Annotated in this window: 15 protein-coding genes; 3 read left to right on the forward strand and 12 right to left on the reverse strand. The window is 71.6% G+C overall.

Annotation, left to right across the window (positions count from 1 at the left end):
• Positions 1-17 precede the first annotated feature (17 nt).
• Positions 18-1,313, reverse strand: coding sequence for an alpha/beta fold hydrolase (locus tag ACIQCZ_RS25290; protein WP_402284998.1), 1,296 nt, complete (start codon positions 1,311-1,313; stop codon positions 18-20).
• Positions 1,314-1,420: 107 nt separating this feature from the next.
• Here ACIQCZ_RS25290 and ACIQCZ_RS25295 point away from each other — a divergent pair, with 107 nt between their 5' ends.
• Together ACIQCZ_RS25295 and ACIQCZ_RS25300 are read left to right on the forward strand one after the other, a co-directional pair.
• Positions 1,421-2,584 (forward strand): ABC transporter ATP-binding protein, encoded by a 1,164-nt coding sequence (locus ACIQCZ_RS25295; protein WP_402285000.1) that lies wholly within the window; start codon positions 1,421-1,423, stop codon positions 2,582-2,584.
• A 280-nt stretch (positions 2,585-2,864) separates the two neighbouring features.
• A complete protein-coding gene (locus ACIQCZ_RS25300) occupies positions 2,865-3,839 on the forward strand; it encodes an acetylxylan esterase (RefSeq protein WP_402285092.1) in 975 nt (324 codons plus the stop codon).
• Positions 3,840-3,948: 109 nt separating this feature from the next.
• On the opposite strand, the gene ACIQCZ_RS25305 is transcribed toward ACIQCZ_RS25300, so the two are convergent.
• The 4 genes from ACIQCZ_RS25305 to ACIQCZ_RS25320 all read right to left on the reverse strand — a co-directional run bounded on the left by ACIQCZ_RS25305 (position 3,949) and on the right by ACIQCZ_RS25320 (position 6,852).
• Entirely contained in the window at positions 3,949-4,896 is a 948-nt protein-coding gene (locus tag ACIQCZ_RS25305) for an ABC transporter substrate-binding protein (RefSeq protein WP_402285001.1), read from the reverse strand.
• Complete coding sequence (locus tag ACIQCZ_RS25310) at positions 4,893-5,570, reverse strand: ABC transporter permease (RefSeq protein WP_402285003.1); 678 nt, start codon at positions 5,568-5,570, stop codon at positions 4,893-4,895. Before ACIQCZ_RS25310 ends, ACIQCZ_RS25305 begins: the two co-directional genes overlap by 4 nt.
• Positions 5,567-6,244 carry an ABC transporter permease gene (locus ACIQCZ_RS25315; RefSeq protein ID WP_402285004.1) on the reverse strand — a complete coding sequence of 226 codons (678 nt, stop codon included), beginning with the start codon at positions 6,242-6,244 and terminating at the stop codon, positions 5,567-5,569. The genes ACIQCZ_RS25310 and ACIQCZ_RS25315 overlap by 4 nt, the downstream gene beginning before the upstream one ends.
• Positions 6,245-6,375: 131 nt before the next feature.
• Positions 6,376-6,852 (reverse strand): winged helix-turn-helix transcriptional regulator, encoded by a 477-nt coding sequence (locus ACIQCZ_RS25320; RefSeq protein WP_402285006.1) that lies wholly within the window; start codon positions 6,850-6,852, stop codon positions 6,376-6,378.
• A 96-nt stretch (positions 6,853-6,948) separates the two neighbouring features.
• Between ACIQCZ_RS25320 and ACIQCZ_RS25325 the strand changes: the two genes are divergently transcribed.
• Complete coding sequence (locus ACIQCZ_RS25325) at positions 6,949-8,208, forward strand: MFS transporter (protein WP_402285008.1); 1,260 nt, start codon at positions 6,949-6,951, stop codon at positions 8,206-8,208.
• A gap of 92 nt (positions 8,209-8,300) precedes the next feature.
• On the opposite strand, the gene ACIQCZ_RS25330 is transcribed toward ACIQCZ_RS25325, so the two are convergent.
• The 7 genes from ACIQCZ_RS25330 to ACIQCZ_RS25360 form a co-directional block, all read right to left on the reverse strand.
• Positions 8,301-8,747 (reverse strand): nitroreductase family deazaflavin-dependent oxidoreductase, encoded by a 447-nt coding sequence (locus ACIQCZ_RS25330; RefSeq protein ID WP_402285010.1) that lies wholly within the window; start codon positions 8,745-8,747, stop codon positions 8,301-8,303.
• A 347-nt stretch (positions 8,748-9,094) separates the two neighbouring features.
• Entirely contained in the window at positions 9,095-10,693 is a 1,599-nt protein-coding gene (locus ACIQCZ_RS25335; RefSeq protein WP_402285012.1) for a PucR family transcriptional regulator, read from the reverse strand.
• A 2-nt stretch (positions 10,694-10,695) separates the two neighbouring features.
• Positions 10,696-11,622 (reverse strand): serine hydrolase, encoded by a 927-nt coding sequence (locus ACIQCZ_RS25340; protein WP_402285014.1) that lies wholly within the window; start codon positions 11,620-11,622, stop codon positions 10,696-10,698.
• On the reverse strand, positions 11,607-12,713 hold the full coding sequence (menC, locus tag ACIQCZ_RS25345; RefSeq protein WP_402285015.1) for an o-succinylbenzoate synthase: 1,107 nt from the start codon (positions 12,711-12,713) through the stop codon (positions 11,607-11,609). Before menC ends, ACIQCZ_RS25340 begins: the two co-directional genes overlap by 16 nt.
• Positions 12,710-13,567, reverse strand: a complete 858-nt coding sequence (locus ACIQCZ_RS25350; RefSeq protein ID WP_402285017.1) for a GNAT family N-acetyltransferase — start codon at positions 13,565-13,567, stop codon at positions 12,710-12,712. The genes menC and ACIQCZ_RS25350 overlap by 4 nt, the downstream gene beginning before the upstream one ends.
• Positions 13,564-14,703: a M20 family metallopeptidase gene (locus ACIQCZ_RS25355; protein WP_402285018.1), complete on the reverse strand. Its 1,140-nt coding sequence runs from the start codon at positions 14,701-14,703 to the stop codon at positions 13,564-13,566. Before ACIQCZ_RS25355 ends, ACIQCZ_RS25350 begins: the two co-directional genes overlap by 4 nt.
• A 1-nt stretch (position 14,704) precedes the next feature.
• On the reverse strand, positions 14,705-16,075 hold the full coding sequence (locus ACIQCZ_RS25360; protein WP_402285020.1) for a serine hydrolase domain-containing protein: 1,371 nt from the start codon (positions 16,073-16,075) through the stop codon (positions 14,705-14,707).
• Positions 16,076-16,131 lie beyond the last annotated feature (56 nt).

The raw sequence follows: 16,131 nt of genomic DNA on the forward strand, positions 1-16,131 counted from the left end.
GTCGAGAGGGGACGGGGTCAGACCTCGTCCCGGACGAGGGCGAGCAGGCGGTCCAGTACGCGCGGTCCGCCCGCGCGCAGCCCGTCGTGCTCGAACTCGTCGGTGACCCAGGTACGGAGCCCGCGGATCGCCGCCGCCGTGCGCAGCGCGTGCCCGGTGTCGACATACATGTCGTCGTGATAGACGGCTGCGGCGACCGGCACTTCGTTGGCGGCCAGGCGCTCGGAGTCGTACAGCGGTGCCCAGTCGGTACGGGCGGCCAGCAGCTCGGCGGTCTCGCGCAACGGCCGCAGCGCCGGGTCGACCTCGAAGTGCCAGGGGTGGATGCTTTCACCGGTGAACAGCACCGGGCCGTCGCCCTTGAGCGCCTCGGCCGCATCGAACTGCGGGAACTCGGCACGGACCCGCTCCGCGGCCCAGGCGGTGGGCCGCTCGTCCTGGCCGTAGATCGCCTCGTGCATGAGCGCGTACAGCGGATGTCCGGCGAATGAAGCGGCCGTGCGCATGGCTTCCTGGAAGGTGTCGGACAGCTCGGTGCCGTGCGGCGTGCGGACGAAGGCGTTCTCCAGCAGATAGTGGAGCTGGTGGCTGCCGCTGCCACCGCCCAGCATGATGCCGAGGGACTGGAACCCCTCGGGCGTCAGACGGTGTCCGGCACTGTCGGGGCGGTGCTCCGCGAGGTGAGCGGTGATCTCCCGGGCGCGCCCGACATCCTGCGGGTAGCGGGCGTAGTGGGCCGCGACCTTGCGCTCGATCCGCGGGTAGGCGGCCCGGTAGACGTCGTCGGCGTGTGCGTCGAGCGAGGGCAGTCCACCGGTGATGAGGACGGCCTTGAGCCCTTCGGGGGCGGCCGACAGGTAACGGACGGCGCAGAAACCGCCGAACGACTGGCCGAGTACCGTCCACGGTTCGCCGCCGGTCAGCTGCGGGCGGATCAGCTCGCAGTCGCGCACGATGTTGTCGGAGCGGAAGTGGGCGAGGTAGTCGGCCTGCTCGCGCGGGCCGCCGCGCAACGGCAGGGTCTGCCGGTTGGCCGGTGTGGAGAGACCGGTTCCGCGCTGGTCCAGGAGCAGCACCCGGAACTCCCGCACGGCCCGTCCCAGCCATGCCTCCGTACCGATGAAGCGCCGGGCGCCGAAGCCGGGGCCGCCCTCCAGATAGACCAGCCAGGGCAGTTCCTCGTCGGCCCTGCCGCTCGCCACGGCTTCTCGGCCGAAGATCTCGATCTGCTCACCGCCCGGATCGGTGTGGTCGAGCGGGACCGTGAAATAGCGGTCGGTGAAGACGATGCCGGGATGCCGGTAGCTGCTCACAAGGTGCTCCTGAATCAGATGTTCCACGCACAGTTCAGCACACGGCCCGCGACACGGACGGTCGCGGTCGGTGTGCGGCCCGCCCGGAGGCCTCATACCGTGCAGGAATGATCCGGTTCGAGCAGGTCAGCAAGGTCTACCCGGACGGTACGAGCGCGGTCGACGGGCTCTCCTTCGAGGTCGCCGAGGGGGAGCTGGTCACCCTCGTCGGCCCGTCCGGCTGCGGCAAGACCACCACGATGATGATGGTGAACCGGCTGATCGAGCCTTCGTCCGGCCGGATCCTGGTCGGTGGCGAGGACGTCTCCGGCGTGGACCCCGTGAAGCTGCGCCGCCGGATCGGCTACGTCATCCAGCAGGTGGGGCTCTTCCCGCACCGCACGATCCTCGACAACACCGCGACCGTTCCCTCGCTCGTCGGCTGGAAGCGGGCGAGGGCCCGTGAGCGCGCGGCCGAACTGCTGGATCTGGTTGGCCTCGACCCGAAGACCTACGGCTCCCGCTACCCCGCTCAGCTCTCCGGTGGCCAGCGCCAACGAGTGGGCGTGGCAAGGGCATTGGCCGCCGATCCGCCGGTTCTGCTGATGGACGAGCCGTTCGGTGCGGTCGACCCGGTGGTGCGGGAGCGGCTGCAGAACGAATTCCTGAGCCTGCAGGCCACCGTCAGGAAGACGGTCCTGATGATCACCCACGACATCGAGGAAGCGGTACGGATGGGTGACCGCATCGCGGTGTACGGAGCGGGGCGCATCGAGCAGTTCGACACCCCGGGGGCTGTGCTCGGGTCTCCCGCGACTCCGTATGTGGCCCGGTTCGTCGGCGCCGACCGGGGCCTGAAACGTCTGTCGGTCACCACGATCGAGCCGGACGATCTGGAGGAGCCGCCGGTCGCCCGGCTGGACGAGCCGGTCCGGTCGGCGGCGGCGCGGCTGAGCGGTGCGGGTGCCCGTTGGGCGGTCGTGCTGAACGGCGAGGGCCACCTGCACGGGTGGGTGGCGACGGACGCGCTGCGGATCGCCGGGGAGTACGGCACGGTCGGGGACCTGGCCCGCAGGATGGACGCCTGGGTACCGGTCGGGGCTCCACTGAAGCAGGCGTTCAGCGAAATGCTCCAGCACGACGCCGGATGGGTCGCGGTGCTGGACGGCTCACGGTTCCTCGGCGTGCTGACCCCGGCCAAGCTCCACGAGGCACTGCGCCGCTCGGTGGACGCCCACGCACAGGGCGTGGGACGGGACGAGGTGCGGTTCGACTCGGTGGCGGACGCGTAGGGCGCGCTGTACGCCGCACGCCATGTACCGGTCAGAACTCGGCCTGCCGCCCGCGCCTTGGCTGCTGCCGTCCTTCGGTCGGACCGGCCTTGAGCCGCCCGGTCCCCGCGGACCGCTCGCCCGCCGCGCAGGCCGTGTACGCCGTCGTGGGTACCGAGGGCTCGGCGCGGCGCCGTGACCGCTGTTCCCAAGGCGCCCTCGTCCGCGCACCGACCGCCCCGTACGGTGTGGTCAACCATCCCCTGCGGTGATCACTCACCCTGCGAAGAAGGCGGTCCTCATGTCCCTGTTCGATCTGCCGCTCGACGAGTTGCGCGACTACCGCAGCCGCTCGGTGGAACCGGAGGACTTCGACGCGTTCTGGTCGCAGACACTCGACGAGGCCCGGTCCCATGATCTCGGCGCCAGGTTCGAGCGGCGTACGGATACGGGGCTGACGACCGTGGACGTGTACGACGTGACGTTCGCGGGCTTCGGCGGGCACCCGGTCAAGGGCTGGTTCGTCCTGCCCGCGGGCACCACCGAACCACTGCCGGTGGTCGTGGAGTTCATCGGTTACGGCGGCGGGCGGGGACTGGCCCACACCCATCTGATCTGGGCGTCGGCCGGTTTCGCGCACTTCGTGATGGACACCCGGGGCCAGGGCAGCGGCTGGGTGGTCGGCGACACCCCCGACCCGGTGGGCAGCGCGCCCTCGTTCCCCGGTTTCATGACCCGGGGCATCGAGGATCCGCACGCGTTCTACTACCGGCGTGTGTTCACCGACGCGGTACGGGCGGTGGAGGCGGCGCGCTCACATCCCCTGGCCGACGCGACACGGACCGCGGCCATCGGCGTGAGCCAGGGCGGTGGCATCACGCTCGCCGTCGGCGGACTGATACCCGACCTCGTGGCGATCGCGCCGGACGTCCCGTTCCTGTGCGACTTCCCCCGCGCGCTCACCGTCACCGACCGCACCCCGTACCGCGAGGTGGGCAGCTACCTCAAGACGCACCGGGGCCGGGCGGAGCGGGCGCGGACCACCCTGTCCTACTTCGACGGAGTGCACTTCGCCGCGCGCGGGCGGGCACCCGCGCTGTTCTCGACCGCCCTGGAGGACATGACCTGCCCGCCCTCGACCGTCTTCGCCGCCTTCAACGCCTACGCCCACCAGGACAAGGCCATCGAGGTGTACGACTTCAACGACCACGAGGGCGGCGGGCCGTTCCAGCAGGCCGTGCAGCTGGGCTGGCTGCCCGGCAGGCTGAGGGCCTGACCCGCGAAGCCGTGGCGTCGTGGCCGGGGAGGTCCGCCCGTCGGTGAGCCTCTCCGGTCACAGCACGGTGCACGTACCGGCGTGGGGCGCCGGGTCTTCGGGCACCGCCTCAGGGCCGGATGAGGTTCTTGGACTCCAGATACGCACGCGCCACGTCCTCGGGCAGCCGTCGCCAGCTGTCGACCCGCTCGTCGAGCCGGGCCAGGTCGGCGGTGGTCAGTACGGTGTTGAGCTTGCTCAGCGCCTTGCGTACGCCTTCGCCGCCCGCCCGGGAGCGGTTGACGACGGGGACGAGGTAGTCGGCGTTCTGCAGGTGCTTGTCGTCGGCGAGCAGGACGAGGCCGAAGTCGTCCAGGGTGGCGTCGGTGGTGGTGGTCAGCACCATCTGGTCCTGCCCCTTCTGGACGGCCCGTTTGGCCTGGGTGGTGCCGACGCCCTTGGGGTCCACGGCGGTGACGCGGATGCCGTAGGTCTTCCGCAGCCCCGGTGCGCAGTAGGGGCGCTGAACGCATTCGTCACCGGCGGCCAGCCGCACGGGCAGCCCTGACCGGCCCAGATCGCTGAGGGTCTTCAGACGGTGCTTCGCCGCGTACGGAGCGGCGACCGCGAAGGCGTTCTGGTCGACGGCGCGCCCGGGGTCGAGCACGGTGAGGCCACGCGGTTCGGCGAGGGCGCGCAGGGCCCTCATGGTGGCGGCGAGGTCGGGCGAACCGACCGGGGCGGCGTCCGCGCCGTTCTTCCTGGCGTTCAGCCAGTCGGCGAAGGTGGCGGCGTACTCCGGCACGACATCGATCTGGCCGCTCTCCAGCGCCGGTTCGTAGATCTCGCGGCTGGAGACGGAGATGATCTTCGTGGAGTAGCCGGCCCGGCCGAGCAGAGCGGCGTACATCTGGGCGAGGAGATCGCTCTCGGTGAAGCCGGCGGAGCCGATGGTGAGGTGTTTGCTGTCGCCCGGCGGTGCGGTGACCTCGCCCCGGTTCTCCAGGGAGGGACCGGTCGTGCAGGCACTCGCCGGCAGGAGCACCAGGAGCGCGGAGAGTGCCGGGAGCGGCCTCATCCCGGTCCCTCGCCGCGGCCCCGGTCGGGGGCGAGCCGCTGCGCCACTTCGAAGAGCCCTTCGACGACGAGGGCGAAGGCGGCGACGAGAACGGCCCCGGCCACGACCTGCGGGGTCGAGGCGAGGTTGAAGCCCGCGGTGATGATGCGGCCGAGTCCGCCGCCGCCCGCCAGCGCCGCGAGGGTGGCGGTGGCGACGAGTTGCACGGCGGCGATCCGCACGCCGGTGAGAATCAGCGGCAGGGCGAGCGGCACCTCGACACCCAGCATCAGCTGCCTGCCCGTCATGCCCATCCCCCTGGCCGCCCGCACGACGTCGCGGTCGACCTCCCGCATGCCCACGTAGGCGTTGGTGAGCAGCGGCGGTACGGCGAAGAGCACGAGGGCGACGACGGTCGGCCACTCGCCGTGCCCGCCGATCGGGGTGAGGAGCAGCAGCACCAGCACGGCGAAGGTGGGCACGGCCCGGCCGATGTTGGAGAGGTTGACGGCGAACGCGCCGCCCCTGCCGAGATGGCCGAGGACCAGGGCGACGGGCAGCGCGATCAGACAGCTGATCAGCAGGCAGACGACCGTGAGGAACAGATGCTCGCCGAGCCGGTTGCGGATGCCGCCGTCGCCCGACCAGTGCGCCGCGGTCGTGAGCCACGTCCAGGCGTCGGCGAGGGTGTTCACGGCCGCCTCCGGGTCCACGGCGTCAGGACGCGCTGCAGGAGAAGGAGCATCAGGTCGGCGGCGACGGCGATGAGGACGCAGAGGACGGAGGCGGTGAGCACCTGGGCCTTGAAGTACGTGTTCATCCCGGAGTAGATGAGGTTGCCGAGTCCGCCGTACCCGACGATCGCACCGACCGTGACCAGGGAGACCGTGGAGACGGTCGCGATACGCAGTCCGGCCATGGCGGCCGGCAGGGCGAGCGGAAGTTCCACGGCGACGAGCAGCCTCACCGGCCCGTACCCCATGCCGCGCGCGGCCAGCCTGGTCTCCTCGGGCACGGCCCGCAGCCCGGCCAGGATGTTCCGGACGAGCAGGGTGAGCGAGTACAGGACGAGTCCGGCGACGACGAGCGACGCGGAGAGTCCGTACACCGGCAGCAGCAGCGAGAACATGGCGAGCGAAGGCACCGTGTAAAGGATCGTCGTCACGCCGAGAACCGGGCCCGCGGCCCAGCGCCGGTGGCGGGCCGCGAGGGCGAGCGGAACGGCGAGGGCCAGCCCGATGAGCACGGAGACCGCGGTGAGCTGGAGGTGCTCGACGACGGCGTCGCGGAGGATCTCGCGACGGCTGCTCAGATAGGCACCGCAGAGCCACTCATTGCGCGCGAGGCAGTCATCGGGAGGCGCGGTCACCCGTCCATTGGAGCGTAGGTGGGCGAGCGGACGCGCGTCCTGATCGGCTGTCCGGGGCGTGCGGGCCGGCAGGCGGGCGGGGCGGGCAGCCTGGAGGGCGGCAGCACCTCCGGGACGGACGGCCCCTCGGCCTACTCGGAGACCGCTGCCTGCGCCGCGGGACGCTGGACCTTCTGCACCGTGACGTCGTCCGGCCCGAGCCGCCGCCCGTCCGCGGAGTGGATCTCCAGCGCCCGGGGCGGGCGGCCGTGCCGCAGATCGACCATCTCCGAATGCGGTTCGTCAGGTGCGAAGAAGTGCCCCTCGCCCCACTGCCGCAGCGCCACGATCACCGGGAAGAGATCCCGGCCCTTCGCCGTCAGCACGTACTCGTGGTACGCGCTGCCGTCGGCCGCCGGGACCATGTCGAGGATGCCGCCCGTGACCAGGCCGCGCAGGCGCGCCGCGAGGATGTTCTTCGCCACGCCGAGACTGCGCTGGAACTCCCCGAAGCGGCGGCTGCCGTCGAACGCGTCGCGGACGATCAGCAGCGACCACCAGTCGCCGATCGCGTCCACCGAACGAGCCACCGGGCAGTCGCTGTCGTCGAAGCGTGTCCGCTTGACCATGCCGCTCCCCTTCGCACCATCGGTTGCAACATGCTACCAGCCAACGCTACGGTCCTGCTGGTAGCAAGTTGCAACCGATTCGATCGAGGGGTACCCATGGCCGACCGCGGGACGACGACGAGAACCGGGAACACGAGCGGGGGCACACCGGCGAGCGCACAGGCCAGACGCACGACGCTGCTGTTCGCGGTCGCGTCCGGTGTGGCGGTGGCCAATGTCTACTTCGCGCAACCGCTCCTGGTCACCCTGAGCCGGGACTTCGGGATCAGTGCGTCGACCGTCGGCGTCGTCGTCACCCTCACCCAGATCGGCTACGGGCTCGGACTGTTCCTGCTCGTGCCACTCGGCGATCTCGTCGACCGGCGGAGCCTCGTCGTGACCCAGCTGGCACTGCTGGCAGCGGCGCTCGCCGCCACCGGCACCGCCGCCACCGCACCGATCCTGCTGACCGCCCTGGCCGCCGTCGGCCTTCTCGCCGTGGTGACCCAGACCCTCGTGGTCTTCGCCGCGTCGCTGTCCGCCCCGGAACGGCGCGGCCGCGCGGTCGGCCTGGTCACCAGCGGAATCGTCATCGGGATCCTGCTCGCCCGCACGGTCTCCGGTGCGCTGGCCGACTTCGCGGGCTGGCGATCGGTCTACCTCACCTCCGCGGCGCTGACGCTCGTGCTCGCCCTGGCCCTGTACCGGGTGCTGCCGCGACGCCCGGCGGCGCCCTCCGCCATGCGGTACACGCGGCTCCTGCGCTCGACGCTCATGCTGTTCGCCGAGGAACGCGTACTGCGGGTCCGCGCCCTGCTCGCCCTGCTGATCTTCGCCGCCTTCAGCACCTTGTGGAGCTGTGTCGCGCTCCCGCTGAGCGCACCGCCGTTGTCGCTGTCGCACACCGCGATCGGAGCGTTCGGGCTCGCGGGGGCGGCGGGCGCGCTCGCGGCGGCTCCGGCGGGGCGCCTGCACGACCGTGGTCTCGCCGGACGGACGACCGGTATCGCCCTGGGCCTGCTCACCGCGTCGTGGCTCCCCCTCGCCCTCACCCGGCAGTCACTCTGGGCGCTGGCGATCGGCGCGGTTCTCCTCGATCTCGCCGTGCAGGCCGTCCACGTCACCAACCAGAGCCTGATCTACGCGGTCCGCCCCGACGCCGGAAGCCGTCTGATCGGCGGATACATGATCTTCTACTCGGTCGGCAGCGCCACGGGCGCCCTCGCCTCGACGACCGTCTACGCGAGGGCCGGATGGGGCGCGGTGTGCCTACTCGGCGCCGCGTTCAGCGCACTCGCGCTCGTCGTCTGGGCGGCGACCCGCACGGTCATGCCCGCGGCGGGCCCGACGGGGGCATCCACCACGCCCGCCGGCTGACCGGGCGGGTGCCGGGCGTGGCCCGCCTCGCACGACCGCGTCGAAGACGGGGAGACGCCGCGGACAACGGCGGCGCCTCCCCCGGGCGGTCGTCAGTGCTGCCCGGCCGCCGGTTCCAGCACGAAGACCGGAATCTGCCGGTCGGTCTTGAGCTGGTAGTCGGCATAGTCGGGGAACGCGTCGACCGCGCGCTGCCACCACGCCGCCTTCTCCTCGCCGGTGACCTCACGGGCGTTCATGTCCTGCCGGACCGGGCCGTCCTGCAACTCCACCCTGGGGTCGGCGACGAGGTTGTGGTACCAGACCGGGTGCTTGGGAGCGCCGCCCTGCGAGGCGACGACGGCGTACGTGCCGTCGTGCTCGACCCGCATGAGCGGGGTCTTGCGGATCTTGCCGCTCCTGGCCCCGCGGGTGGTCAGGATGATGACCGGCAGGCCCCTCAGCGTGGTCCCCTCGGTACCGCCGGAACTCTCGAACAACTCGACCTGATCGCGGACCCACTGCGCGGGGCTCGGCTCGTACTCGCCCTGGAGAGGCATGACATCTGTCCCATCGTCGGCATTCGGTGGTGCGCATACGCGGACACGCGGGTCTTGGTGTGTCCCGTCGCTCCGAGAACTCTTTCATCATCGTGCCCGCCCGGGACGGGGGCGCAACCGCTTGTCATGACGGCAGCCTCAGACCGGCCGGCGAATGGAGGGTGGGAGAAGGAGCGGGGTCCGGTGCGTGCAGCTGCAAGGCGGAGGGGGGAGTCGGATGGGGTCTCCCCTGCTCGAACGCAGCTGAGAGCTTGGGGAAGGAACGTCGGTGACTGACGACAACGCCGCGGATGTGCGTGCCGGACCCCGCGAAGCCGCTCTCCATTCGCCGGTCGGTCTGAGCGGGTTCAAGGGCGCGGCGGGCTCAGCCGCAACTGCAGCATCGCTTCGAATCTGGCCTCCGGATCGTCGAGGTCGATGCCCGCCACCACGGCCAGCCGTCTGAGCCGGTACCGGAAGGTGTTGGGGTGGATATGGACGGCGGCAGCGGCGGCGGGCACATCGCCGAAGGTGCTCAGCCAGGCCTCCAGGGTGTCCGTGAGGGCGGTGTGGTGCTGGGCGTCGTAGGCGCGCAGCCGGACGACCGGGCCGTCGGGGAGGTCGTCCTCGGCGGCGATCCGGTCCGTCAGTTCCTCCAGCAGCGAGGCGGCGTAGACGTCCGACAGCCGTGCGGACCGTCGCGGGGTGCGGCCGGATCCCAGGACCCGCAACGCCCGGTCCGCGTCGGCGCGGGAGCGGCGCAGCTCGGCCGGGCGGGCGGCGAGCCGGCCTATGCCGATGACGGCGGGGACACGGTCGCCCACGCGGCCGAGGAACGCATCGGCCACCCGTAGCGCGTGCTCGTCCGAACTCGTGGGCAGGACCGCGTACGTGACACCTCCCAGCGAGGCCGCGGCCGTCCGGGGATGGATCGCGGCCAGATGCAGGGCGAGGGCCTCGGCGACGCGGTGGCCCGCGGCCACCCGGTCGGGCGCCGAGGGCTCACCGGTCACCGCGAGTGCCAGTACGCAGGCGGACTGGGCGGACAGGCCCAGCCGCACGGCGGCCTGCGGGGCGTGCGCACCGCCCTCCAGGACTGTGGCGAGCAGGTCCGCGCGCAACCGCCGTTCGACGTCCTCGCCCGTGCGGTGACGCAGCAGATGCAGGGCGGCCACCTTCGCGGCCTCGTGCAGGGCCTGCGTACGGTCCTCGCTCAGCGGTCCGTCGACCACGACCCAGATCGATCCGAGGATCTCGCCGCCCGCGCGGACGGCGATCGCGACCCGGGGCTTGTCGGAGATGCCGGCCACATAGACGGGTTCCTCCTTGCGGTAGATGGCCTGGAAGGCGCCGAGTTGCTCCAGGGCGCGCAGTTTCTCGGCAGGCACCTGGCGGTCGAGGATGGTGGCGATCCTGGCGTCGTCGCCCTCGTCCTGCCTGCTGGAGAAGGCGAGCACCCGGCCCCCGCGGTCCTCCACGGTGACCGGGCCGTCCAGCAGCCCGGCCGTCGCGTTGGCCAGCGCGAACAGGTCACCGGCGAGCGGCTCGGCGCCGTCGGCCTCGTCGGGGCCACCGACCGTGCCCAGTTCGTCGGCGGCGAGCAACGACCGCAGCAGTGCGGCCACCTGGGCCCAGGACGCGCCGGGCGTAAGTCCCAGCACGGTCAGGCCCGTGCGCGCGGCCGCCTCGCAGACGGGTCCTTCCACCGGGACCGGGGACCGGACCACCACGGCCACCGCGCCGAGCCCGGCCGCCCGGTCGACCAGGGCGGCGACCGGCCCGGCGCCGTACACCCCGACGCCGAGCACCACCGCGCCGGGCAGCCTGGCGGGCTCGTCCAGCGGGTCCTGGATGAGAACTCCACTGACGGTGCGGGCCGGGTCGGCTTCTCCGGCCACCACCTCGATCAACGTCGAACCCAGATCGCTGAGGATCCGGCCGAGCACGGCTCGTGGCTGCTCCGTCATCGTCACAAGGTAGTTGATCGGAGTTCGTCGACGGCGAGCCGTGCCACCCGTCCGATCACGCGGTCCGCCCGGGGATTGCGGAAGTCGGGGATGTCGGACCGGGTGAAGACGGCCACCGCCCAGCGCCCGCCGCCGGGGGCCTCGACGACGCCGGCCTCGTTGCGCCAGCCCGGCAGCGTCCCGGTCTTGCCCGCGAGGCGGTAGCCGTCGTCGAAGCCGGACGACAGCCGGTGCGGCCAGATCTGCTGCGCCATCACGGCCCGCACCTCGGCGCACGCCTCGGCCGGCCCGGCCTCGTCACGCCAGACGAGGGCCAGCAGTTCGGCGATGTCACGGGCCGTGCCCCGGGTGGTACGCCGCGGCACGCACACCGACAGCTCCATGACCTTCTCCGGCCCCTGCGCGGTCAGTGCCGCCATCCTCGCGTGTGCCTCGACCTCGGTGGTCACACCGAGATCGGCGAAGAGCGAGCTGGTCAGCTCCAGACAGCCACCGATCAAATGGGTCTGCCTCCGTCCCAGTTCGGCGAGCATCGCGTTCACCGTGTCCAACCCGACCCGGTTCAGCACGACATCGGTGGCGGCGTTGTCGCTCATCGTCATCATCATGTGGACCAGGTCCCGCAGGCTCATCCCGACCGGGTCGGCGCAGCCCGAGGTGCCGATGCCGCCGTCTCGGTACTTCGGATCCACCTCGTGGCGCTCGGTCCGCTCCAGCCGTCCCGCCGCCGCCTCACGGGCATAGGCGAGGGCGACCGGGATCTTGAAGACGGAGGCCAGGCAGACCGGTTCGTCCGCCGCGACGGCGATCGTCCGTTCGCCGTCGATGTCCCGGGCGAAGAAGAACCCCTCGACACCGGCTTCGTCGAACGCCGTCCGGATCCGTTCCTCGACGGTCGCGGAACGGTCGGCGGTCATCGGCTGATCCATTCGGTGGCCTCCGTCACTTCGGCCAGTTGCCCGGGGACCGGCGAGAGTCCGAGGCCGGGCGCGCGCGGCACGTCGAGATGTCCGTCCTTCAGCACGAACGGTTCGGTGATGTCGGTCCGGTAGTACCGGTCGGAGGCCGAGGTGTCCCCGGGCAGGGTGAAGCCGGGCAGCGCGGCGAGAGCGACGTTGGCGGCCCGGCCGAGGCCGGTCTCCAGCATCCCGCCGCACCAGACGGGGACACCGTGCGCGGCGCACACGTCGTGGATCCGCCGGGCCTCCAGATAGCCGCCGACCCGCCCCGGCTTGATGTTGACGACCGAGCAGGCTCCCCTCGCGATCGCGTCGGCCGCCGAGCGGGCCGAGACGATGGACTCGTCCAGGCAGATCGGGGTGTTCACCCGCTCGGCCAGTGCCGCGTGGCCCCGGATGTCCTCCTCGTCCAGGGGCTGTTCGATCAGCAGCAGCCCGTACGGGTCGAGCCGGGCCAGCTGTGGGGCGTCGGCGAGGGTGTACGCGGTGTTGGCGTCCACCTGGAGCAGTACGTCGTCGCCGAAACGCTCCCGGACCGCGCGCACCGGTTCCACGTCCCAGCCGGGCTCGATCTTCAGCTTGATCCGCAGATAGCCCTCGGCCAGATAGCCGTCGACGGCATCCAGCAGTGCGGGGATCGAATCCATGATCCCGACCGACACCCCGGCCGGCACCCGTTCGGCCGTCGCCCCGAGCCATTGCCCCATCGACAGGTCATGGGCGCGCAGCCAGGCGTCCAGCACCGCGGTCTCCAGCGCGGCCTTGGCCATCCGGTGCCCCTTGAACGCGACCAGTGCCGGGGCGACCGCCCAGGGGTCGAGCTCCGGGAGGGCGGCGAGCGCGGGCACGAGATAGCGGCGCAGCACATCCACGGCACCTTCTGTGTACTCCGAGGAGTACAGCGGATCGGCCATGGTGACGCATTCGCCGTAGCCCTCGTGGTGCTCGGTCTCGACCCTGATCAGCAGGATCTCCCGGGTGGTCATGGTGGCGAACGAGGTCCTGAACGGTGCGACCAGCGGCATCGCGATCCGGCGCAGTTCCACACCGACGAGCTTCATGCCTGCTTCTCCTGACGTTTGTCGATCACGTACCAGCCGTCCCGGGTGAATCCGGCGACGGTGTGCCCCTCGGCCATCAGGCCGCCGAGCACCTCGCGCAGCGCGTATCGCCATGCGCGGGCCAGGGGCGGGTCGGTGCGGCGCAGCGTCTCGATCTCGGCGGGGATGCGGACCAGGACGGTGTCGCCGTCCCGGCGCCCGACAGCGGGTCCGCCGTCGGGTTTGGCGTCCAGGCCGACGACCGCGTGTTCGTCCGCGGTGTCGACCGTGACACGGCGGGGTGTGCCCGCGGCGGATCCGACGGCGTGTTCGCCGGTCAGTTCCCAGAGGACCATCAGACGGTCCGTCTCGGTTCCGGCATTGACCTCGTCCTGCATCGCGCCGTAGAAGTCGGCCAGGTACTCGCTCGGCACCGCACCCAGTTTGGCCAGGTTGAAATAGGCGTTGCGGCTGATCAGCGGGTCGAAGGTCCAGGTGACCGCGGTGATGCCGCGGCTCAGGGCCCAGGCCCGCTGATGCAGTTTGACGGCGTGGCCGACGTTGCGGCCCCGGGCGCTGTCGTCCACTCCGGCGATGTGCGAGTGCAGCCCGGCGGTGGCCAGGAAACCCAGGCAGAATCCGACCATCCGGCTGCCCCGGTGGACACCGACGACATAGCTGCCGGAGTGGGCGAAGACCCGCAGCAGCTCCGGGGTGATCAGCGGATTTCCGGGGTCGGGCCGCCAGACCCGGTCCAGCACCTGGCAGGCCGTCCGCATCTCGTCCAGTCCGTGCAGCTCCGTGACGGTGACGCCGGCCCGGTGCGCCGCCAGGTCCGCGGCGGCGGCCGCGGCGGCGGCCTCCGTGTCGTTCACGATCTCACCCGGCCTGTCGGCGGCTCGCGTACGAGCGAGGCCACCAGGAGGGCGACCAGTGCCGCGCGGCGGGGCAGTTCGGCGACGACCACATGCTCGTCGTCCGCGTGCGCCCCGCCGCCCACGGCCCCGAGCCCGTCCAGCGTGGGCGTGCCCGCTCCGGCGGTGATGTTGCCGTCGGAGCCGCCGCCGACCGCCACCCCGCGCAGGGGGCCGAAGCCCAGTTCCTGATAGCTGCTTCGGGCCAGTTCGAACAGTTCCGCCGAGGCGCTCGTCTGCAGCGGCGGCCGGTCCGGTCCTCCGGCGAGCTTGAGCGAGGCGCCCGCGAGCACCGGCGCGAGACCCTGCACGGCACGGTCCACCCGCTCCTGTTCGGCGACCGTCTCCACCCGTACATCGACCAGCAGCCGGGCACCGTCGGGCACCGTGTTGCGGGTGGTGCCGGAGGAGGCCACGGTCGGCGTCACCGTGGTGCCGGTGGCCGGGTCGGCGAGCGCGGACAACGCCATTACCTGATGGGCCAGTTCGACGGTCGTGTTGACGCCGCGATGGGGTTCGAGACCGGCGTGTGCCGCGCGTCCGGCGATGTTCAGTTCGTAGCCGGACACGCCCTTGCGCGCGGTTTTCAGCGCGCCGTCCTCGCTCGCCTCCAGGACGAGTACGGCCCGTGTGCGGCGGGCCTCGGCCTCGATCAGGGCGCGCGAGGTCGGGGAGCCGATCTCCTCGTCGCCGGTGAGCAGGACCGACACCCCGTCCAGGTCGTCGAGCACCGACAGTGCGTGGAACAGTTGCGCGACTCCGGCCTTCATGTCGAAGCAGCCGGGGCCGGTCAGCCGGCCCCCGGCCACTGCGAAGGGGTGACCGGCCAAGGAGCCCACCGGCCACACCGTGTCGAAGTGGCCGAGCAGCAGCACCCGGTCGCCGGAGCCGAAGCGCCAGCGCAGAGCGGGCCGTCCCGAGCCGTCGAGCCACTCGGGCGCCACGCCGGTCAGCCGGGTTCCGAGCCCGGCGACGACCCGGGCGCAGTCGGCGACGGCGGCCAGGTCCTCACTGGGCGACTCGGTACGGACCAGCGCCTCGATGTCGGCCAGCAGCCCCGGCAGCCCCGCCTCCAGGGCGGTGGCGATTGCGCTCACGTCAGCCCACCTTGGGGGTCGCGCGGCCACCGTGGTGGAGGTAGGGCGTGCCGTCGGCGAGTGTGTAGAACACGACCGGGACCCAGACCTTGAGCCCCGGTCGCTGCACCACGAACAGCCCCGGCTCGACCGGGTGCAGCTCGTACTCGTGCTCCGTGTCGGAGATCAGTCCGGCGAGCGGCCCCGTGACCCGGTCGAGCATCACCAGGCCGCCGTCCCGCTCCACGATCTCCACCCTGCTGGAGACCCGCTGGTAGACGCCGACGTAGTCGGCGGGGTCCACCGCCACCGGTTCCGTGGCCGGCTGGATGGTGCCGCGCATCGTCACCCCGGCCAGCTCCTGGACGATCTCCGCGAACACGTCCCGGTAGAGGCTCATGGTGTCGCCGCCATTGGTGAGCAGGCAGACCGCCAGATCGGCCTCGGGCAGCACCCGCAGGAACGCGCTCTGCCCGATCGTGCCGCCGTCGTGTCCGTACACCCGGTGCCCGTCCCAGGTGTCGAGGAACCAGCCCAGTCCCCAGGCCCGGGCCAGGAGGTGGGGGTCGGGTACCTCGACCTGCGGGGTCTGCATGGCGGTGGCGCCCTCGGCCGAGAGGATCTTGGTGCCGTCCTCGGTGACGCCGTTGTCGAGGTGCAGCCGGGCGAACTTCAGTACCTCGCGCGGCGTCGAGCAGATCAGTCCGGCCGGTCCGGCCGAACGCATCAGCCCCCACTGGGCAGCCTGTACCGGCGGGTCCCCCAGGTGTCCGATGGCCGCCCGGAAGCGCAGCGCCTCCTCCGGCAGGGTCACGGTGTGCGTCAGGCCCAGCGGACGGAACAGGCGCTCCCGCATCAACTCGTCCCACTGGACGCCCGTGACGACTTCCAGGACCCGGCCAAGAAGCGTGAAGCCCGCGTTGCAGTACGACATGGTGGCGCCGAGCGGGTGGTTGGGGGTGGTGTCGCCGAGCTGCGCGACGTACTTCTCCAGGCAGTCGTCGCCCCGGCCGGTGTCGGTGAACAGGTCGCCGTCGATCCCGCTGGTGTGATCGAGGAGATGACGGAGCGTCACACCGTTGGTCAGTTCCTCGTTGGCCAGCCGCAGTTCGGGAAGCACGGAGAGTAGGGGCGTGTCCAGTTCGAGCAGGCCCTCGTCGACCAGGGCCATCGCCACGGTGGTGGTCCACACCTTGGAGATCGACCCGATCTGGAACAGGGTGTCGGTGGTCGCCGCGATCGAGGCGTCGGTGTTGGCCAGTCCGACGGCGGTCTCGGCGATCAGTTCGCCGCGGTGCAGGATGCCGAGACCGGCGCCGGGGACGCCGTGGCGGGCGGTCAGTTCGGTGAGGCGGGCGGTCCAGCGGGCTGACAGGGCGGTGGTGTCGGTCATTTTTCGGCTCCCATTCCGTTTCGTGCAGCTTCGTTCGGCGGGTTCAGGGTGTGTGG

Source organism: Streptomyces sp. NPDC093149 (assembly GCF_044754145.1).
Classification (GTDB): Bacteria; Actinomycetota; Actinomycetes; order Streptomycetales; family Streptomycetaceae; genus Streptomyces.